Origin of the sequence: Thalassospira sp. HF15 (assembly GCF_011806525.1) — a bacterium.
GTDB lineage: Bacteria > Pseudomonadota > Alphaproteobacteria > Rhodospirillales > Thalassospiraceae > Thalassospira.
The window spans coordinates 327043-343512 of sequence record NZ_JAAVKI010000002.1 but is presented as its reverse complement, the minus strand read 5'-3'; the positions used below and the strand labels follow the sequence as shown (position 1 = coordinate 343512).

Here is a 16470-nt window from a genome sequence, read left to right as displayed (position 1 = left end):
CGCTAGGCCGTATGTAGCTTCCGGACATTGCCGCCGGTCTTGGCGGGAAGATAGACCGTGAAGACCGAGCCAGTGCCCTGTTCACTTTCGATCTGCATCGTGCCGCGGTGTCGTTGGACAAGGTGTTTGACGATGGCAAGGCCAAGGCCGGTGCCACCAACCGCGCGCGATCGTGCGGTATCAACACGATAGAAACGTTCGGTCAGGCGCGGCAAATGTTCGCGTGCGATGCCGTCAGAATGATCGCGGATGGCAACGGCCATGATGCGGTCATGGCGGAAACGGGCCAGTGCACCCGGCGGGTTTTGGGCCAGACTGATCGAGACTTCGACATCGGTATTGGCATGACCGTATTTGATCGCGTTTTCGACCAGATTGACAAAGACCTGGGTCAGTTCCTTTTCCTCGCCAACCATTTCCGTGTCGTCCAGCGTGCTGGTGACACGGATGTTCATGCCTTTGTCCTTTGCCTTCATCGCAAGGCTTTCGGCGACCTTGCCAATGATCTTGCCGACATTGCAATCTTCGGACGGCGGGGTGTGTTCATTCAGCTCGATCCGCGCAAGTGACAACAGATCTTCGATCAGATGCTGCATGCGCTGGGCCTGATCGCGCATCACCGGCAGGAACTGATTAAGCGCGTCGGGATCGTCCTTGGCCGGGCCTTCAAGCGTTTCGATAAAGCCGAGCAGCACCGAAAGCGGTGTGCGGAGCTCGTGCCCGGCATCGGTTGCGAAATCTGCGCGCATTTGTTCGAGTTTGCGAAGCTCCGTCAGATCAGAAAATGTCAGGACATAGTTCCGATCCCCGGTGGCGGCCGGCAGGCGTGCGGTCAGCACGTCAAAATGACGGTGCGCATCGGATGCCAGCACGAATTCCGCATGCTTCATGGTCTGGCGTTCGTTGGCGACGTCATCAAACGCATCAAGCAGGATCGGGTCACGTATGAACCGGGTCAGGTCACGCCCGGTTTCAAGATTGTGAAACAGGCCCTTGGCCGCACGGTTAAACCCGGTCACAACCCGGTGCCGATTGACCATCACAACCGGATTTGGCAGGTGATCAAGGATTTCGGCATCCGTGCTGGTTTGCGCTTCGAGAAGGGCAATACGATCCCGGAAGGCCGCAGCAATCTGGGTATAGAGCGAGGAAAGCTCGGACGCGGCGGCAAAGGAAATATGTTGCGGCGGGGTGCCTTTATAGCGGTCGCGCAGATCGGTGGCGTAACGGGCCACCCGGCGCAAATCGCCAAAGTAGATGCGCAACATCGCTGCAACGCCAGCAAAGGACAGGAGTGCCGACAGGATCGCCGTGCCCACGCCAAGCTGTCCCATCGACGCAAGGACGATGAAGACAATGCTGACCGGAAAGGCAAGGGCCGAAGCCGTAAGTATCAATTGGCGGAAACCCAATTAACGCTCCTGTTTAAAATGCATGGGGCCGTTTATCACGCATGCGATCAAAAGTGGACCTAAAATGGTTATGGGCCAGTAAAGATCAAATAAAAGTTTGATGACAGTTTTCTAGGTGTTGAACCGATTGAAAATATCTGTCGGAAACATGCCAAACCAGCCGCCTGGCCAAGTCAGTCAGAAGTGCCATCCGGGGAACGGATCGGACTCCGACACGCGGCGGGCCAGTGTTTCAAAGGCCCGCCGGTCGAGATCATTTTGGTGCAATTGCTGTTCTGATCAGATGATTTCAGCACCCTCATCAAAGCTCAGACGTGGCTGCCGTTCGAAAAGCTTGCTGCCATCGCCGTAACCGATATTGAGCAGGAAGTTGCTTTTATAAGGTGTGTTGGCAAAGAATTCGGCATCAACCCTGGCATTGTCGAAGCCTGACATGGCACCGCTATCAAGGCCAAGCGCACGAAGGGCGAGGATGAAATAGCCTGCCTGCAGGGTGCCGTTGCGAAAGGCAGTGGTTTTGATGGCTTCTTCCTTGCCGGCAAACCATGACCGGGCATCGGTATGCGGGAACAGATGGGGCAATTTTTCATAAAATTCCATGTCATGGGCGATGATCGCGGTCACCGGGGCCGTCATGGTCTTTTCGACATTGCCCGGAGCCAGGCAAGGTTTCAGGCGTTCACGGGCATCATCGGTGGTGACGAAGGTGACGCGCATTGGTTCGCAATTGGCACTTGTCGGGGCCAGTACTGTCAGGTCCCACGCCTGTCTGAGCAGGGCCGGATCAACCGGTTTGTCCTGCCAGACATTATGGCTACGGCCGTTGCGGAAAAGAAGGTCAAGTCCGTCTGAATCAAGCATTGGGCCTCTTTAACTAAGGTGGTTGTCAAATGACCTAATATAGGGAGCGAAGACTTATGATGCGATGCACTATCGGCACGTCCCGCATATGAACTGTGGAAAAACAATCGGTTCACTGGTATTTTCGAAGTCAAAATGATCCCGTAAAGCGCAGTGCGTTGGACAGGACAGGGGTTCTCTACCGGGGGGTGACCCGAGGGCGCAAACGCGTTGCGCCCCGGCGTGGGTGGATCGCAAGATACTGGAAATGAACATGGCACTTGAGACCAAAGGGCAAAGCACGTTTTCTGCATTGATGCCCGCAAGAGCGTCAGGCACCTTGCAAGGCCTACTTATCGGCGTCTCTTTCGCGGTTGGACTTACTGTTGTCGCGACAGCGGGCTTTGCCCAGACAGCTTCGCAAGAAGCCACTGCAGAAGCCCCGGCAACTGAGGACGTGGTTCAGGAAACGCCAGCCGCCCCTGCGGCAACGGATGAAGCCGAGGCGACAGCAACCGAAGCGTCAACAACCGTAGCTCCGCAAATCACAGACGCAGAAGTGGTGGCGCCTGATGGGGATGCGACCTCGGCCGTGGTCTTTATGTATCATCGGTTTGGCGAGGGGGAATATCCTTCGACCAACATCACGATGGAACAGTTCACTGCCCATGTTAAAGAACTGACCAGCGGCTCTTACACCGTGATAGGTGTGCCCCAGATCGTTAGCGCCCTGTCAGAGAATAAAGGGCTGCCAGATCGCACGATTGGCATCACGATTGATGACGCTTATCGCTCTGTCTACGAGAAAGCCTGGCCGGTTTTCCGCGAACACAACCTGCCGTTTACGGTATTTGTCTCCACCGAACAGCTTGATTCGGGTTATGCCAATTACATGACCTGGGACATGGTACGTGAATTGTCTGAGGCTGATGTGACGATTGGCGGGCATAGCCAAAACCACGCCCATCTGCCGGATTTTGATATTGATCGCGTCAAGGCAGAGCTTGCCAATTCAGCCGCGCGTTTCAAGGAAGAACTCGGTTATGTGCCTGACATCTTTGCCTATCCTTACGGTGAAGCCAATGCAGAGGTGATCACGGCGGTCAAGGAAGCCGGGTATCGCGCGGCCTTTGGCCAGCAAAGCGGTGCGATGCATACCGCATCGGATTTCATGTATCTGCCGCGCTTTGCGCTCAACGAGCATTATGGTGCCATGGATCGCTTTGATCTGGCGGCCAATTCCCTGCCACTTGTGGTCAGTGACATTACACCGGCTGACTATACCCTGACCCGTAATCCGCCAGCATTCGGCTTTACCCTGGCAGAGCCGGCACCTTCGATGAATTGTTATCCGTCCGAAGGGACTCCGACCATGACACGGCTTGGCGACGAGCGGGTTGAAATCCGGCTGGACGCCCCGATTTCCAGTGGGCGCTGGCGGATCAATTGCACCGCCTTGGGGTCGGATTCACGTTGGCACTGGTTCGGGATGCTCTACACCGTCCCATAAAAACGGGCTTGGTTGCCGATACCCGACCAGTTCAATCCTGTTATTAAAATCCACATAGAATCAACGCCATGTCCGAATTTCGGGCATGGCGTTTTTCAAAGATTGATGCCGCCTTCATTGGGTTCTTGCGCCGGATTGGGGGACAATGTAGGTTAACCACACTTCTTAACCGTAATTAATTGGTAATCACAGTGCCGGGTGACTTAAATCGAAAAAGTGTCCTTCTGATCATCTCGGGCGGCATTGCCGCCTATAAGGTGTTGGAGGTGATCCGTCGGTTGCGCGATCACGGGATCAATATCCGTGCCATCCTGACCAAGGGTGGGGCTGAGTTTGTGACACCGCTTTCGGTTGCCGCACTGACGGAAAACAAGGTCTATCAGGATCTGTTTTCCCTGACCGATGAAGCCGAAATGGGCCATATTCGCCTGTCGCGCGAGGCTGATCTTGTGCTCGTCGCACCGGCAAGTGCCGATATTCTGGCCAAAATGGCCACCGGACAGGCCGGTGATCTGGCGACCACGGCCTTACTCGCCACCGACAAGCCGGTGATGATTGCGCCAGCGATGAATGTCGAAATGTGGAACCACCCGGCAACCCAGGCCAATATCACAACCCTTGAAAGCCGCGGTGTGTTGCGCGTTGGGCCGTCTTCAGGCGACCTTGCCTGTGGCGAATTTGGATCCGGTCGGTTGGCCGAACCGGCCGAAATCATTGCAAGTGTCGTGGATTTCCTTAGGCAGCAGGACGCGCCCAAGCCGCTTGCCGGTAAAAAGGCGGTGGTCACCAGCGGCCCGACATATGAGCCGATTGATCCGGTACGCTATATCGCCAACCGATCCTCTGGCAAACAGGGCCACGCAATCGCCGAGGCCCTGGCCGCGGCTGGTGCCGATGTGACGCTGGTGAGCGGGCCGGTGAGCTTGCCCGACCCTGCGGGGGTCAAGGTGGTGCGGATTGAAACCGCGCGTGAAATGCTGGGTGCTGTGCAGGCAGCCCTTCCTGCCGATATTGCGGTTTGTGCCGCTGCAGTGGCTGATTGGCGCACAGCCGATGAAGCCGGTCAGAAGCTCAAGAAAGATGGGTCGGGGGTGATCCCGGACCTGAAGCTTTCGGAAAATCCCGACATTCTGGCAACCATCAGCAAGGCTGGACCAACGCGACCGGGTCTTGTCATCGGTTTTGCGGCAGAGACTGAAAATGTCATCGACCATGCGCGGGCCAAGCGGGCGCGCAAGGGATGCGACTGGATACTCGCCAATGATGTGGCGCCTTCAACCGGTACCTTTGGAGGCGACGAAAACGAGATTTGCCTGATTTCAGGCGATGATGAAACCACCGATGAGCGTTGGGAACACCAAAGCAAAACCGGGGTTGCCCGCGCGTTAAGTGCACGGATCATCAAACATTTTTCCTGACGGGTTTGGCTTTGACCTTGGCCCGGATGGCAAACAGAAAGACAAGACCGGCAGATGATCCTGCCGGGAAAAGACAAGGATAGACGATGTCGCTTTTAAGCGTTGATTTGAAACAGCTTCCCCATGGGACAGATTTGCCGCTGCCGGAATATGCCACGGCACAGTCGGCCGCAGTCGACTTGCAGGCGGCGATTGACGGGAAACTGGTTCTGGAGCCGGGCAAACGTGCCATGGTCGAGACCGGCATTGCCATTGCCCTGCCCGCAGGTTTTGAAGCACAGGTCCGCCCGCGCTCGGGCCTTGCAGCCAAGAACGGGGTCACGGTGCTTAACAGCCCGGGCACGATTGATGCCGATTATCGCGGCGAGATCAAAGTCATCCTGATCAATCACGGTGACGTAAGTTTTGAAATTGAACGCGGCATGCGCATTGCCCAGCTGGTCGTCGCACCAGTGACGCAGGTGACTTGGAATGCCGTAGCGGATTTGGATGAAACGGTGCGCGGTGCGGGCGGTTTCGGTTCGACCGGAACAGCCAGCCCGGCCCGATAGGCTTGGGCAAAGCGTGCTGGCCGATCCGGTTTGACGTTGTCTGGTTTTGTCGTCTGGGGGGATGGCAGAACCGCAAGGGGAGTTGAGTGAAAAGATGCTGAAGCTTTCTAAGAAAATGCTGTTTGCGATCGAGGCGGTCGTGGACATTGCCTATAACGCGGCGGGCGAGCCGGTTCAGAGCCGCGATATCACCGCGCGTCAGGGCATTCCGAAACGCTATCTTGAACAGACGTTGCAGCAGTTGGTGCGTGCAGACATTCTGGTGGGTGTGCGCGGTCCGCGCGGTGGATATCGACTGGCGCGTGAACGTCGTCGCATCACCCTGGCCGATATTGTGTCGGTCATCCGGTCGATGGAAACATCCGATGACCCGATCGAGGATCCGGCAGGTTCCCCACTGGGCAAGGAAGTCGTGCGGCCCCTTTGGCGGGAATTGCAGGACGAAATGATGAAGCAGCTTGAAAAAATCACGGTCGAAGACCTGTGCAACCGTGCGCGTGACGCAGGCCTGCGCAGCGGGATCGAAGAGTCCCCGGATTTCATCATTTGATCTTATCGGGGTGCAGCGGTTTGGTGTATCTTCATTGCACAAGAAACTGCTGCTATTGACGGACAAACTACAAGTTTATGGAACGTTGATCGGCACAGAATATGTAAAAAATCTTTCTATCCGTTTGACCCGGATAAATAGCGAGATAAATACATATCAAAGATGTGCTTGATGGCAAAAATACAGAAACGTGCGAGGAAAACATGACTGAGTTTCGCGGCAAGATTTACGACAGCATTATCGACACGATCGGCGCGACCCCGCTGGTTCGCCTTTCGCGCCTAGCAGAGGCCGAAGGTGTCAAAGCCGATCTGATTGGCAAGCTTGAATTCTTTAACCCGCTGGCCTCGGTCAAGGACCGCATCGGTCTTGCGATGATCGAAAATGCCGAGAAATCCGGCAAGATCAAACCGGGCGCGACGCTGGTTGAGCCGACCTCGGGCAATACCGGTATTGCGCTGGCCTTTGTCGCGGCTGCCAAGGGCTACAAGCTGATCCTGACCATGCCTGAAAGCATGTCACTTGAACGTCGCAAGATGCTGATGCTTCTGGGTGCGCAGATCGATCTGACCCCGGCGGCCAAGGGCATGAAGGGTGCGGTTGCACGCGCCGAAGAACTGGTTTCGGAAATTGACGGCGCTGTCATGCTTCAACAGTTTGACAATCCGGCGAACCCGGAAATTCATCGCAACACCACGGCCGAGGAAATCATCAAAGATACCGCTGGCAAGGTGGATATCTTTGTCGCGGGTGTTGGGACAGGCGGCACGCTGACCGGTGTTGGTGAGGTGCTTAAAAAGCATAACCCGAACATCCAGATCGTTGCGGTCGAGCCCGAAGACAGTCCGGTCATTTCCGGTGGTGCGCCCGGCCCGCATAAAATTCAGGGCATTGGGGCCGGTTTCATTCCGGGCAACCTCAATACCGATGTCATTGATACGGTGATGACCATTGGCAACGAAACCGCCTTTGCCACCGCACGCAAACTGGCAAGCGTTGAAGGCCTGCCGACCGGTATTTCATCAGGTGCAGCGGTTGCAGCGGGCATCGAATTGGGTCAGAAGCCCGAAAATGAAGGCAAACGCATCGTTGTCATCATACCGAGCTTTGCTGAACGCTATCTTTCAACGCCGTTGTTCGAAGGACTGCAGTAAGCGTTACAGCCAACCGATTTTTGATCAAAGGCCTGGTTTCGACCGGGCCTTTTTTCATGCGATAGATCTGCCCGCCTCTGGATGTTGGCGACCATGGTCCCAATGTGAAAGGTTCTGAAAGGAACAGGTTATGGGACGCACACGACAATTTGGCCAACGGATCGCTGGTGCATTCGGGCTTTGCGCCATGATAACCGTGATCATTGTGTTTTGTTTCGATATCACAACGTCGCATGCCGATCATGGCAAACACAATCTGCGTGTTGTGGTGGCCGATGATGTTCTGGTGGATTACGATTTGTTTCTGGATGGCCGTGACCCGATTGATGTCGCGGCGTTTGATGGCAAACACAGTCGTCGTGATGTTGTCGAGGTTGTGTTGCTTCAGCAGGCCTTGCGCCGTGGCGGCTGGCTTGGCGAGATCACGCTTCTTCCGGGCGGCAATTACGCCCGGATGCTGCAATTGCTCGCCGATGGCGAAGCTGACCTTACCGGGTCGTCGACCTGGCGAACTGATATTGAAAACAGGGCTGCGAAGATCGCGCCGTCCAGGGCGGTGATCCAGCAGGGTCGGTTTGAGGCAGGGTTTTACATGCTTGCCGACAACCCCAAACGCCTTAAGGTCAAAAACCTTCGAGGGCTTCGGTTGTTGCGCGGCGTTTCCAATCGTCAATGGATTCCCGATTGGCAAACACTGGCCAAGATTCATCTTGCCGACTTGATTCATGTCCCGTCATGGGAGCTGATGGTTCAATTTGTTGCCGAAGACCGGGCAGATTTCCTGTTGGCACCGTTTCAGCCGGGGCCGGACATGGCGCTAGTTGTCAATGGGACAAGGATGTTGCCGATTCCGGAATATAAGATTGCCCTTGATAGTAGTCGTCATTTTGCCGTGACGCGCGTGACCCCCTACAGCAAGGATCTGGTGAACGCACTCGATCAGGGGCTTCGGGAACTTGAACGGATCGGGCGGATTGAACAGGCCTATCGCCAGTCGGGCTTTTTCCATCCCGCTGTTGCCGATTGGACCATGATCGGCTCAGACGGGTTCGAGCAATCACATCTGACGCCCGAAGGACTGGCCAGCGGGTTAGATATTTCCGCGCAAAACCAAATCTTTTCCTTGAGCGATGTCACCTGCAGGTTATATCCAGAAACAACTGCCCTCTGGTCCGGCCTGACAGGATGATTTGACCGCGTGAGTGATTTCGATTTCAGCGAAAATGAAGTGCAACGCTATGCCCGCCATATCGTCCTTAGGGAGGTTGGCGGCACGGGGCAGATGAAGCTCAAGCATGGTCGGGTTTTGATTGTTGGCGCTGGGGGGCTTGGATCGCCACTTGCGATATATCTTGCCGCTGCCGGTGTTGGGACAATTGGTATTGTCGATGCCGACACCGTGGAGCTTTCCAATCTTCAACGCCAGATTGCACACGGCATGAAGGATATAGGAACGCCCAAGGTCGAAAGTGCCAAGGCCACCATGGCCGACATGAACCCCGAAGTTACCGTGCATGCCCACAATACCCGGCTTGATGCGTCAAACGTCATGGATCTGATTGCCGATTATGACGTGATTGCCGACGGATCGGATAATTTCGATACGCGCTTTTTGCTCAATGATGCCTGTTATCTGGCGGGCAAGACGCTGGTTTCCGGTGCCGCCCTGCGCTTTGACGGGCAGGTATCGACCTTCAAGGCCCATCTTGGCGAACCGCATCCCTGCTATCGTTGCATCTATCATGCTCCGCCGCCCGAAGATGCCATTCCGTCTTGCGCCCAAGGGGGCGTCCTGGGATCGGTTGTTGGCATGGTCGGCGGCATTCAGGCGACAGAGGTGCTCAAAGAGCTGATGGGCATTGGCGATGGCCTTTCGGGGCAACTTTTGATTATCGATGCCCTGTCGGCCTCGTTCCGCAAGATCAAGGTGCCGCGCGATCCGGGCTGCCCGACCTGTTCAGAAAACGCCACAATCAAGGACCTTTCAATCCATGAGCACTGAAAATGAAAGCCCGAAGAAACTCTCCCTCGTGGTGTTTTCCGGATCCTATGAAAAGGTTCATTACGCACTCGTAATGGCATCGGCCGCGCTTGCGTCTGGCCGTGACGTGACGCTTTTCTTCACCATGGATGCCAGCCGCGCACTGTTTGCGCCGTCGGGCTGGCGTCATCTGCGCACCGAAGTTGACGGCGCAACCGCGACGTCGATTGATCTCAGTTATTCGACGCGCGGCATCGGGACATTTGAAGAACTGCTTTCGGCCTGCGCCAGTTTGGACGCCAAATTCATGGTCTGCGAGATGGGCCTGCGTGCCCTTGGTCTGGAAAACGAGGCCAAGCGCGAAGAATTGTCGATTGAGACCGGTGGTGTTGTCACGTTCCTCAATGATGCCAAGCAAACTGGTGAGATGCTGTTTATCTGAGTCTTGCCGTTCTGGTGCGCCCTAGCTTGCCAGAAGCTTGATGCCCAAGCTGGCGAGACAGATTCCAACGCCACGTTCGATCCATGATTTGATCGCAGAAATGCGCGCCTGCACCGATGGCAGGGTCAGGGCCGTTGCGACAAGCGCAAACCAGATCATGTGGCAGGCTGCGATATAGACACCATACCCGACTTCCTGCGCGATCGGAGTGTTTGGTGAAATCACCTGACTGAACAACGATACGATAAACAACATGGTTTTCGGATTCAGCGCATTGCAGGCAAAACCGATCCAAAACGCCGATCCGCTGCCGCTGCTCCGACTGTTCTGGCTTTGATCCGGCCCCGGTGTGGTTGCGGGTAAAATGGCATCAGTGTCTTTGTTGCTCAATGCCTTGTGCTTGCCAAGCAGGAGGCGGATGTCGGGCCAAAGGGCCGATAACCCCAGCCAGATCAAATAGGCCGCGCCAAGATAGCGTAAACTGGTCAGTACCCAGACATTGCTGGCAAAGACGACACCAAGCCCGATCAGGGTATAGGCCAGATGGACGGAAACGCCACTGCCAATGCCGATGGCGCAAAAAACACCTGCGCGCCTGCCGCGCGTCAGGGCAATACGTGTCACCATGGCAAAGTCCGGGCCGGGGCTGATCACGGCAAGAATCGTGATGATGCCAACCGCAATGATTTCCATCGATAAGATATCGCCCGCGAATTCCGGCATGGTGTGATCCTTTGTGGATGATGAATTCATTTGATGTGTGAGTAATTTCAGTATCAAACTGTTCACATCGTCGGAAAATCGAAAAATACTGGTATATATTGTGAGTAATATTCACAGAAAACGCAGCCTGCCACCCTTGGCGGCCCTGCCCGCCTTTGAGGCCGCAGCCCGCCACCAGAGCTTTTCGCGTGCGGCGGATGAGTTGCATCTGACGCATGGGGCAATTAGCCGCGCGGTTGGGCAAATCGAAGAACGCCTGGGCGTTCAGCTTTTTGTGCGCCGTAACCGTCGTGTCTGGCTTACAGCCGCCGGTGAGCGGTTATTGAAGTCCACAACGGGTGCGCTTGACGGACTTGATCAGGCGATTGAGGATATTCATCGTCATGACAAGGCATCCCCGATACTGACCGTGTCGTGCGAGCCCAGCCTTGCGATGCGCTGGTTGATGCCGCGTCTTGGCGATTTCCGCGAGGCCAACCCGGATCTGAATATTGATCTGAGGCTTGCGGGCGGACCCGTGGATTTGCTGGCGGATGGCTGTGATGTTGCCATTCGTCGTGCGGATTACGGCATTTCCGATCATTACATCACAACCCATCTTTGGGCGGAATATGCCGGACCGGTTTGTGATCCGGAATGCTGGGAAACCATTCTTTCAAAGGATTTATCCAACGCCCGTTGGCTGCATACACGCACACGCCCCGATGCCTGGGATGACTGGAAACGCGCCAGTGGCAGCGATGCAACTCCGGCAAGCGAACAGTATTTCGATCATTTCTTTTTCGCGCTGCAGGCGGCGGTCAACCGGCTTGGTACGGCGATCGGCCCCTTGCCTCTTGTGACCGATGATCTGACATCCGGGCGATTGATTGCGCCCCATGGCATGGCTGCGACGGGCTATGATTATGTTCTGATCACGCTTGATCCGCCCAAGCGTGACCCCCGGATTGCGTTGTTCTTTGAATGGCTGATGAACAAGGCATCCGACATGGAGCTAGGGTCTGAACCCAATTGAATGCCTGAAATGGTCGCGAGGCATTTGTGCGGATATCAGGAGCTTTACCGCAGAAAGGCTCGCTGCCTTTCAAGGTGAAGCGACGCAATAGGCCGTGCAAATGCCTCCGATCCCGGGGGACATCAGAATAATCCGCGACCTGCGTCGTCAATCACCTTGCCCGGGGATCACCCCGCGCTGCGGCGATTTCCTAGCATCTCTTGATTGTTCTAATACCATTTCAAGCATTCAATTGGGTTCAGACCCCTATCATAACAACACCCGCCTGATTTTGATCGATGAACTGCTTGGGAATGCATCACATCGGAACATTGAGTGTGTGCGAAGCGTTTGGGGAAGGTTTGAATAGCAAGGGTTTATCGCATGCTGACCGACCTTCCCTATTTCGCCGCGGCGGAAAAATATTTCGATATTGGCGTCATCGATATGATCGCGCGCCTGTGCGCGGCAACTGTCATTGGCATGCTGATCGGGTTGAACCGCGATGTGAATGGCAAGCCGACCGGCATGCGGACACTGGCCCTTGTGTCACTTGGTGCGGCGGTGGTGTCGGTCGTAGCGGTGCATTTCCAGGATCTGATTGATCATCCCGATGCGTTGTCGCGCGTGGTTCAGGGGATTTTGCAGGGTGTTCTGACCGGGATTGGTTTCATCGGTGCCGGTGTCATTTTACGCGAACCAAAGAACATGTCGGTTACGGGGCTGACCACTGCTGCAACCGTCTGGATGACGGCAGCGCTTGGCATCGCCTGCGCGCTTGCGGCCTGGCATATCGTGATTATTGCCACCGTTCTGACCTTTATTATCCTGGTTGCGCTGAAACCGGTCGAGCTGATGCTGGTGCGCTGGGTCGCCAATGAAGAGGCCGAGAAGGACGCCAAGGACAGCTAGAAGGATAGCCGGTGCAGGCCGACTAAGCCGGTCCGTACCTAGAAATCCTCGCCCTCGCGGAAGGCGGCAAGGTCATCAATGCGGTGATACGGCAGAAGGGTCTGGAGGTTTTCGGGCGGCGTGCCGTTCATCAGGTCATGCAGATGGCGGGCAAGAACTTCGCCGACATGGCGTTGCGGCTGGTAGTAATAGGCAAGCTTTTGCCGAGACAGCATACGGAACGGCATGCCGCCAAACCCGACAACACCAATCCCGTCGCGGATGGTGTCCATGCCAAGCTCCATCAATGCTTCAAGCGCGCCAATCATTGTCATCTGACTTGCGCAGACAACAGCCGTGACGTCGCGCTCAGAACTAAAAAGCTTTGTTATTGATTCGCGTGCGGCCCGAACCGAGATGTCCGACGGCATCCAGATCAGACTGTCCGGATCACGTCCGGCATCAATCATGGCCCGTCTTGCCCCCTGCTTGCGATATCCGAAAAAGGTCAGGGCTTCGGGCGGATCAATCATGCCGATCTTGCGATGGCCATCATCCAGAAGCCGTTTTACAGCATCATAGGCGGCCTGTTCGTCATCGTGATCGACAAAGGCGTGCGGTGTCAGAAGTTCGGTACGGCCAAAGCTGACAAACGGAAAGTCATGTTGCAGGCAGTATTTCGCGCGGCTGTCCTGCAAGGTTGTGCGCGAAAACACCACAGCATCTGCCAGACGCTGGGTATGGACCTTGCGCACCGGATCAAGCGGATCTTCGCCGCGGGTCTGGGCCAGCACCAGCAGGGAATAATTATCGGCTTCAAGCCCCTGTGTCAGGCTTTCGACCTGGGCCAGGAAGCCCGGATCGCCATAATCGCCGACTTCGGGGGAATACAGAATGGAACAGACCTGCATGGTTTTGCCGGTTCGAAGCATGACGCCACGGGCATCTGGCTGATAACCGATTTCTGCTGCGGCTGCCTTTACCCGCGCAACGGTATCGGGTTTGACTTCCGGCCCGTCTTTCAGCGCACGCGAGACTGTCGTGATCGACAATCCAAGCCGATCGGCAATCGTGCGCAAATTGGGGCGAGCAGCAGACATATACAGGTCCGTTCCATTCAAATTTCGGACAATCTAAGCGCCCGGTTGGCCTATGGCAATGCGTTCTGTGAAATCACCTTGCGCATGAAATCATAGGATGCCTTGGGGGTGCGCTTCTGGGTGGTGTAGTCAACATGCACCAGACCGAAACGCTTTTCATAGCCATACGCCCACTCGAAATTATCAAGCAGTGACCACGGCATGTAACCCTGAATATTGGCACCTTCGGAGGACGCGCGAAGCAACGCTTCAAGATATTCGGTGTAATAGGCGATGCGGTCCTGATCATCGATTTGGCCGTTTGCCTGCGGAATATCGGTGAAGGCACCACCGTTTTCGGTGATGAAAACTGGTGGATTGCCATAATCATCCTGCAGGATTTTCATCGTGCGATAGAAGCAATCCCCGTCAATCGCCCAGCCCATTTCGGTGCGGCGGAAATAATTGGGCGGCTGGGCATGCTTGAAGGGCCATGCTTCACCTTCGGCAGCCTGAATATAACTTGGGAAATACTGGTTCAATCCCTGGAAATCGACCTTGGTTTTGATGGCTTCAAGGTCACCATCCTGAATATGGGGCGCCATACGGTCCATAATCAGGTCGGGATACCGGCCATAATACACCGGATCAAGAAATACGCCGTTCCATTTGGCTTCGAACAGATCAATCAGATGCGCATCCTGTTCGCGACGATGCGGAAGCGTATAGCCCTTGTGCATCGGCAAGACAAAGCCGACAGGCGCATCGGGATAATGGTTCTTGATCACCTCGGTTGCGCGTGCATGGCACAGGTTCAGGTGATGGGCGGCGCGCATTGCGGCGCGCGGATCGGTAATCCCCGGCGCATGGCGGCCTTCTTCGTGGCCAATCCACGCCACGACATTGGGCTCGTTAAAGGTGACCCATGATTTCACCCGGTCACCCAGACGGGTTACCAGAAGCTCGGTATAGTCACCAAACCAGTCGACGATGTCGCGGTTGGTCCAGCCACCGCGATCCTGAAGAGCCTGCGGCAAATCCCAGTGATAAAGGCACAGCCAGGGTTCAAGGCCACGTTCAAGCATGCCGTTGATCAGGCGGCTGTAAAAATCCAAACCGGCTTCATTCACCTTGCCGGTGCCGTCTGGGATCACGCGCGGCCACATCACGGAAAACCGGTAATGTTTCGCGCCCAGTCCCTTGATCAGATCAAGGTCTTCCTCCCAGCGATGATAATGGTCGCAGGCGACACTGCCGTCATCGCCATTGGCAACCCGGCCCGGCGTTGCGCAATATGTGTCCCAGATGCTGGCACCGCGCCCGTCATCTTTTGCGCCACCTTCGATCTGATAACTCGATGTTGAGACACCCCAGCGGAAACCGTCAGGAAATGATTTGGTCATGTTCGCTTCCTTGCCCTAGCCTTGGATGTCTTTGTTGAATGCATCCAAAATCGTAACGTTTCGGAAAATACAGGAAAGTACATTCCGTATTCTTGTATGCGCCCATTATGGTAAGGTTTTGGTGATTGACAAGGGTGAATAAAGCGCTTATCAAAAAAATCGTAACGTTACGATTTTCCGACCGTGCACATTAATAAGAAGTCGGGCGTGAACGTGTCCTTTAGGGAGGAACATCCGTTATGATGAAATTTTCAAAATTTGCCGCATGTGCGGCGTTTCTGAGCGTCGGTATATCCGCCGGTGCACTTCATGCCCAGACTGCAGAAGTCCTGCATTGGTGGACTTCGGGAAGTGAACAGGCAGCCCTTGGCGAAATCCGCAAGGCGTTCGAGGCCAAAGGCGGAACCTGGGTCGATACCCCGATTGCCGGTGGTGGCAATGCGCGTGCAGCGGCGGTTAACCGCATGCTGGGCGGCGATCCGGCAGCTGTTTTCCAGTTTTCCATTGGTCAGCAACTGCGCGAATTGGCCGATCAGGGGCTTTTGGCCAATGTTGGCGAGGTCGCAACGGCTGAAAACTGGGATGAAAAGCTGCCGCCGTTGATTGTCAAAGCGGCGAAATATGACGGCAATTATATTGCCGCACCGATCAACATCCATGGCGAGAACTGGATGTTCTATAACACGTCTGTGCTTGAAGAAGCTGGCGTTGAGGTCCCGGAAACCTGGGACGACTTTATTGCTGCGGCAGAAAAGCTTAAGGCCGCTGGCGTGACCCCGATTGGTCTTGGTGGTCAGCCCTGGCAGGAACGCATCATGTTCAACAGCGTCCTGTTGGGTGTTGCGGGTCGTGAGTTTTATGCCGAGCTTTACAGCACGCTTGATGATGACCTTCTGAAATCAGATACGATGCGCAAGGTGTTTGAAACCTTTGCCGCGTTGAAGCCATTTGTCGACGAGGCAAGCCCGGGACGGAACTGGAACGAAGCAACAAACATGGTTGCCAAGGGTGATGCCGCCTTCCAGTTCATGGGCGATTGGGCCAAAGGTGAAATTATTGCTGCGGGGATCGAGCCCGGTACGACTGTCGGCTGTGCCTTCGCACCGGCAATTGATAAAGCCTATATCATGACCGTGGATGCCTTTGCGTTCTCGGCCATGGATGGCGAGGATGCGACTCCGGCACAGGCGCTGATGGCGCAGGTGATGCTTGAACCCGATGTGCAGATTGCCTTTAACAAGAAAAAGGGATCGATTCCGGCCCGTCTTGATGTTCCTGCGGACAGCTTTGACGTCTGTGCGCAAACCGCAATCAAAACCCTTCAGGACAAGAAAACGCACCTTGTCAGCACTGGCTTGTTCGGTGTGCCAAGTGCGGTGTCGGGTGCGATTGATGACAGCATCTCCAATTTCTGGAACAGTGCAGATATGAGCCCGGAAGAGGGTCAGGAGCAATTCCAGCAGGCAATTTCCTACGCAAAATAACGACTTTGCGAAACTTGGGACATTGTGAAAAAGCGCCG

The 16470-nt window shown here is 55.4% G+C and carries 16 protein-coding genes; 11 read left to right on the top strand and 5 right to left on the bottom strand.

Annotated features, from left to right (window positions below):
- Positions 1 to 2: 2 nt before the first annotated feature.
- Both HED22_RS05095 and HED22_RS05090 read right to left on the bottom strand, forming a co-directional pair.
- Entirely contained in the window at positions 3 to 1412 is a 1410-nt protein-coding gene (locus HED22_RS05095; RefSeq protein WP_167719803.1) for an ATP-binding protein, read from the bottom strand.
- A 279-nt stretch (positions 1413 to 1691) separates the two neighbouring features.
- Positions 1692 to 2273, bottom strand: coding sequence for a malonic semialdehyde reductase (locus HED22_RS05090; RefSeq protein ID WP_167719800.1), 582 nt, complete (start codon positions 2271 to 2273; stop codon positions 1692 to 1694).
- A gap of 253 nt (positions 2274 to 2526) precedes the next feature.
- On the opposite strand from HED22_RS05090, the gene HED22_RS05085 reads away from it, so the two are divergent.
- The 8 genes from HED22_RS05085 to HED22_RS05050 all read left to right on the top strand — a co-directional run bounded on the left by HED22_RS05085 (position 2527) and on the right by HED22_RS05050 (position 9858).
- Positions 2527 to 3762, top strand: coding sequence for a polysaccharide deacetylase family protein (locus HED22_RS05085; RefSeq protein ID WP_167719798.1), 1236 nt, complete (start codon positions 2527 to 2529; stop codon positions 3760 to 3762).
- Positions 3763 to 3953: 191 nt separating this feature from the next.
- Positions 3954 to 5180, top strand: a complete 1227-nt coding sequence (gene coaBC, locus HED22_RS05080; RefSeq protein ID WP_167719796.1) for a bifunctional phosphopantothenoylcysteine decarboxylase/phosphopantothenate--cysteine ligase CoaBC — start codon at positions 3954 to 3956, stop codon at positions 5178 to 5180.
- An 86-nt stretch (positions 5181 to 5266) separates the two neighbouring features.
- Positions 5267 to 5731, top strand: a complete 465-nt coding sequence (gene dut / locus HED22_RS05075) for a dUTP diphosphatase (protein WP_167719794.1) — start codon at positions 5267 to 5269, stop codon at positions 5729 to 5731.
- Positions 5732 to 5825: 94 nt separating this feature from the next.
- Positions 5826 to 6281, top strand: coding sequence for an Rrf2 family transcriptional regulator (locus HED22_RS05070; RefSeq protein ID WP_008888834.1), 456 nt, complete (start codon positions 5826 to 5828; stop codon positions 6279 to 6281).
- A gap of 203 nt (positions 6282 to 6484) precedes the next feature.
- Positions 6485 to 7435, top strand: coding sequence for a cysteine synthase A (cysK, locus tag HED22_RS05065; protein WP_167719792.1), 951 nt, complete (start codon positions 6485 to 6487; stop codon positions 7433 to 7435).
- 130 nt (positions 7436 to 7565) lie between these two features.
- Positions 7566 to 8624, top strand: a complete 1059-nt coding sequence (locus tag HED22_RS05060; RefSeq protein ID WP_167719790.1) for a hypothetical protein — start codon at positions 7566 to 7568, stop codon at positions 8622 to 8624.
- Positions 8625 to 8633: 9 nt separating this feature from the next.
- Entirely contained in the window at positions 8634 to 9437 is an 804-nt protein-coding gene (locus HED22_RS05055) for a molybdopterin-synthase adenylyltransferase MoeB (protein ID WP_167719788.1), read from the top strand.
- Positions 9427 to 9858, top strand: a complete 432-nt coding sequence (locus HED22_RS05050) for a DsrE/DsrF/DrsH-like family protein (protein ID WP_167719786.1) — start codon at positions 9427 to 9429, stop codon at positions 9856 to 9858. Before HED22_RS05055 ends, HED22_RS05050 begins: the two co-directional genes overlap by 11 nt.
- A 21-nt stretch (positions 9859 to 9879) precedes the next feature.
- Here the strand turns inward: HED22_RS05050 and HED22_RS05045 are convergent, their stop codons facing one another.
- Positions 9880 to 10581: a LysE family translocator gene (locus tag HED22_RS05045; RefSeq protein ID WP_167719784.1), complete on the bottom strand. Its 702-nt coding sequence runs from the start codon at positions 10579 to 10581 to the stop codon at positions 9880 to 9882.
- A gap of 100 nt (positions 10582 to 10681) precedes the next feature.
- On the opposite strand from HED22_RS05045, the gene HED22_RS05040 reads away from it, so the two are divergent.
- Together HED22_RS05040 and HED22_RS05035 are read left to right on the top strand one after the other, a co-directional pair.
- On the top strand, positions 10682 to 11596 hold the full coding sequence (locus HED22_RS05040; protein ID WP_167719782.1) for a LysR substrate-binding domain-containing protein: 915 nt from the start codon (positions 10682 to 10684) through the stop codon (positions 11594 to 11596).
- A 363-nt stretch (positions 11597 to 11959) separates the two neighbouring features.
- A complete protein-coding gene (locus HED22_RS05035; protein ID WP_175581118.1) occupies positions 11960 to 12487 on the top strand; it encodes an MgtC/SapB family protein in 528 nt (175 codons plus the stop codon).
- Between the two features lie 38 nt (positions 12488 to 12525).
- On the opposite strand, the gene HED22_RS05030 is transcribed toward HED22_RS05035, so the two are convergent.
- Positions 12526 to 13566: a LacI family DNA-binding transcriptional regulator gene (locus HED22_RS05030; protein WP_167719779.1), complete on the bottom strand. Its 1041-nt coding sequence runs from the start codon at positions 13564 to 13566 to the stop codon at positions 12526 to 12528.
- Positions 13567 to 13616: 50 nt separating this feature from the next.
- Positions 13617 to 14948, bottom strand: a complete 1332-nt coding sequence (locus HED22_RS05025) for a GH1 family beta-glucosidase (RefSeq protein ID WP_167719777.1) — start codon at positions 14946 to 14948, stop codon at positions 13617 to 13619.
- A 242-nt stretch (positions 14949 to 15190) separates the two neighbouring features.
- Here HED22_RS05025 and HED22_RS05020 point away from each other — a divergent pair, with 242 nt between their 5' ends.
- Positions 15191 to 16432, top strand: coding sequence for an ABC transporter substrate-binding protein (locus HED22_RS05020; protein ID WP_254869785.1), 1242 nt, complete (start codon positions 15191 to 15193; stop codon positions 16430 to 16432).
- Positions 16433 to 16470 lie beyond the last annotated feature (38 nt).

Bases quoted from the DNA above. Each gene is read 5' to 3' on its own strand.
- HED22_RS05090 (WP_167719800.1), bottom strand. From the start codon at position 2,273: ATGCTTGATTCAGACGGACTTGACCTTCTTTTCCGCAACGGCCGTAGC.
- HED22_RS05085 (WP_167719798.1), top strand. From the start codon at position 2,527: ATGGCACTTGAGACCAAAGGGCAAAGCACGTTTTCTGCATTGATGCCC.
- dut (WP_167719794.1), top strand. From the start codon at position 5,267: ATGTCGCTTTTAAGCGTTGATTTGAAACAGCTTCCCCATGGGACAGAT.
- HED22_RS05070 (WP_008888834.1), top strand. From the start codon at position 5,826: ATGCTGAAGCTTTCTAAGAAAATGCTGTTTGCGATCGAGGCGGTCGTG.
- cysK (WP_167719792.1), top strand. From the start codon at position 6,485: ATGACTGAGTTTCGCGGCAAGATTTACGACAGCATTATCGACACGATC.
- HED22_RS05060 (WP_167719790.1), top strand. From the start codon at position 7,566: ATGGGACGCACACGACAATTTGGCCAACGGATCGCTGGTGCATTCGGG.
- HED22_RS05050 (WP_167719786.1), top strand. From the start codon at position 9,427: ATGAGCACTGAAAATGAAAGCCCGAAGAAACTCTCCCTCGTGGTGTTT.
- HED22_RS05045 (WP_167719784.1), bottom strand. From the start codon at position 10,581: ATGCCGGAATTCGCGGGCGATATCTTATCGATGGAAATCATTGCGGTT.
- HED22_RS05035 (WP_175581118.1), top strand. From the start codon at position 11,960: ATGCTGACCGACCTTCCCTATTTCGCCGCGGCGGAAAAATATTTCGAT.
- HED22_RS05030 (WP_167719779.1), bottom strand. From the start codon at position 13,566: ATGTCTGCTGCTCGCCCCAATTTGCGCACGATTGCCGATCGGCTTGGA.
- HED22_RS05025 (WP_167719777.1), bottom strand. From the start codon at position 14,948: ATGACCAAATCATTTCCTGACGGTTTCCGCTGGGGTGTCTCAACATCG.
- HED22_RS05020 (WP_254869785.1), top strand. From the start codon at position 15,191: ATGAAATTTTCAAAATTTGCCGCATGTGCGGCGTTTCTGAGCGTCGGT.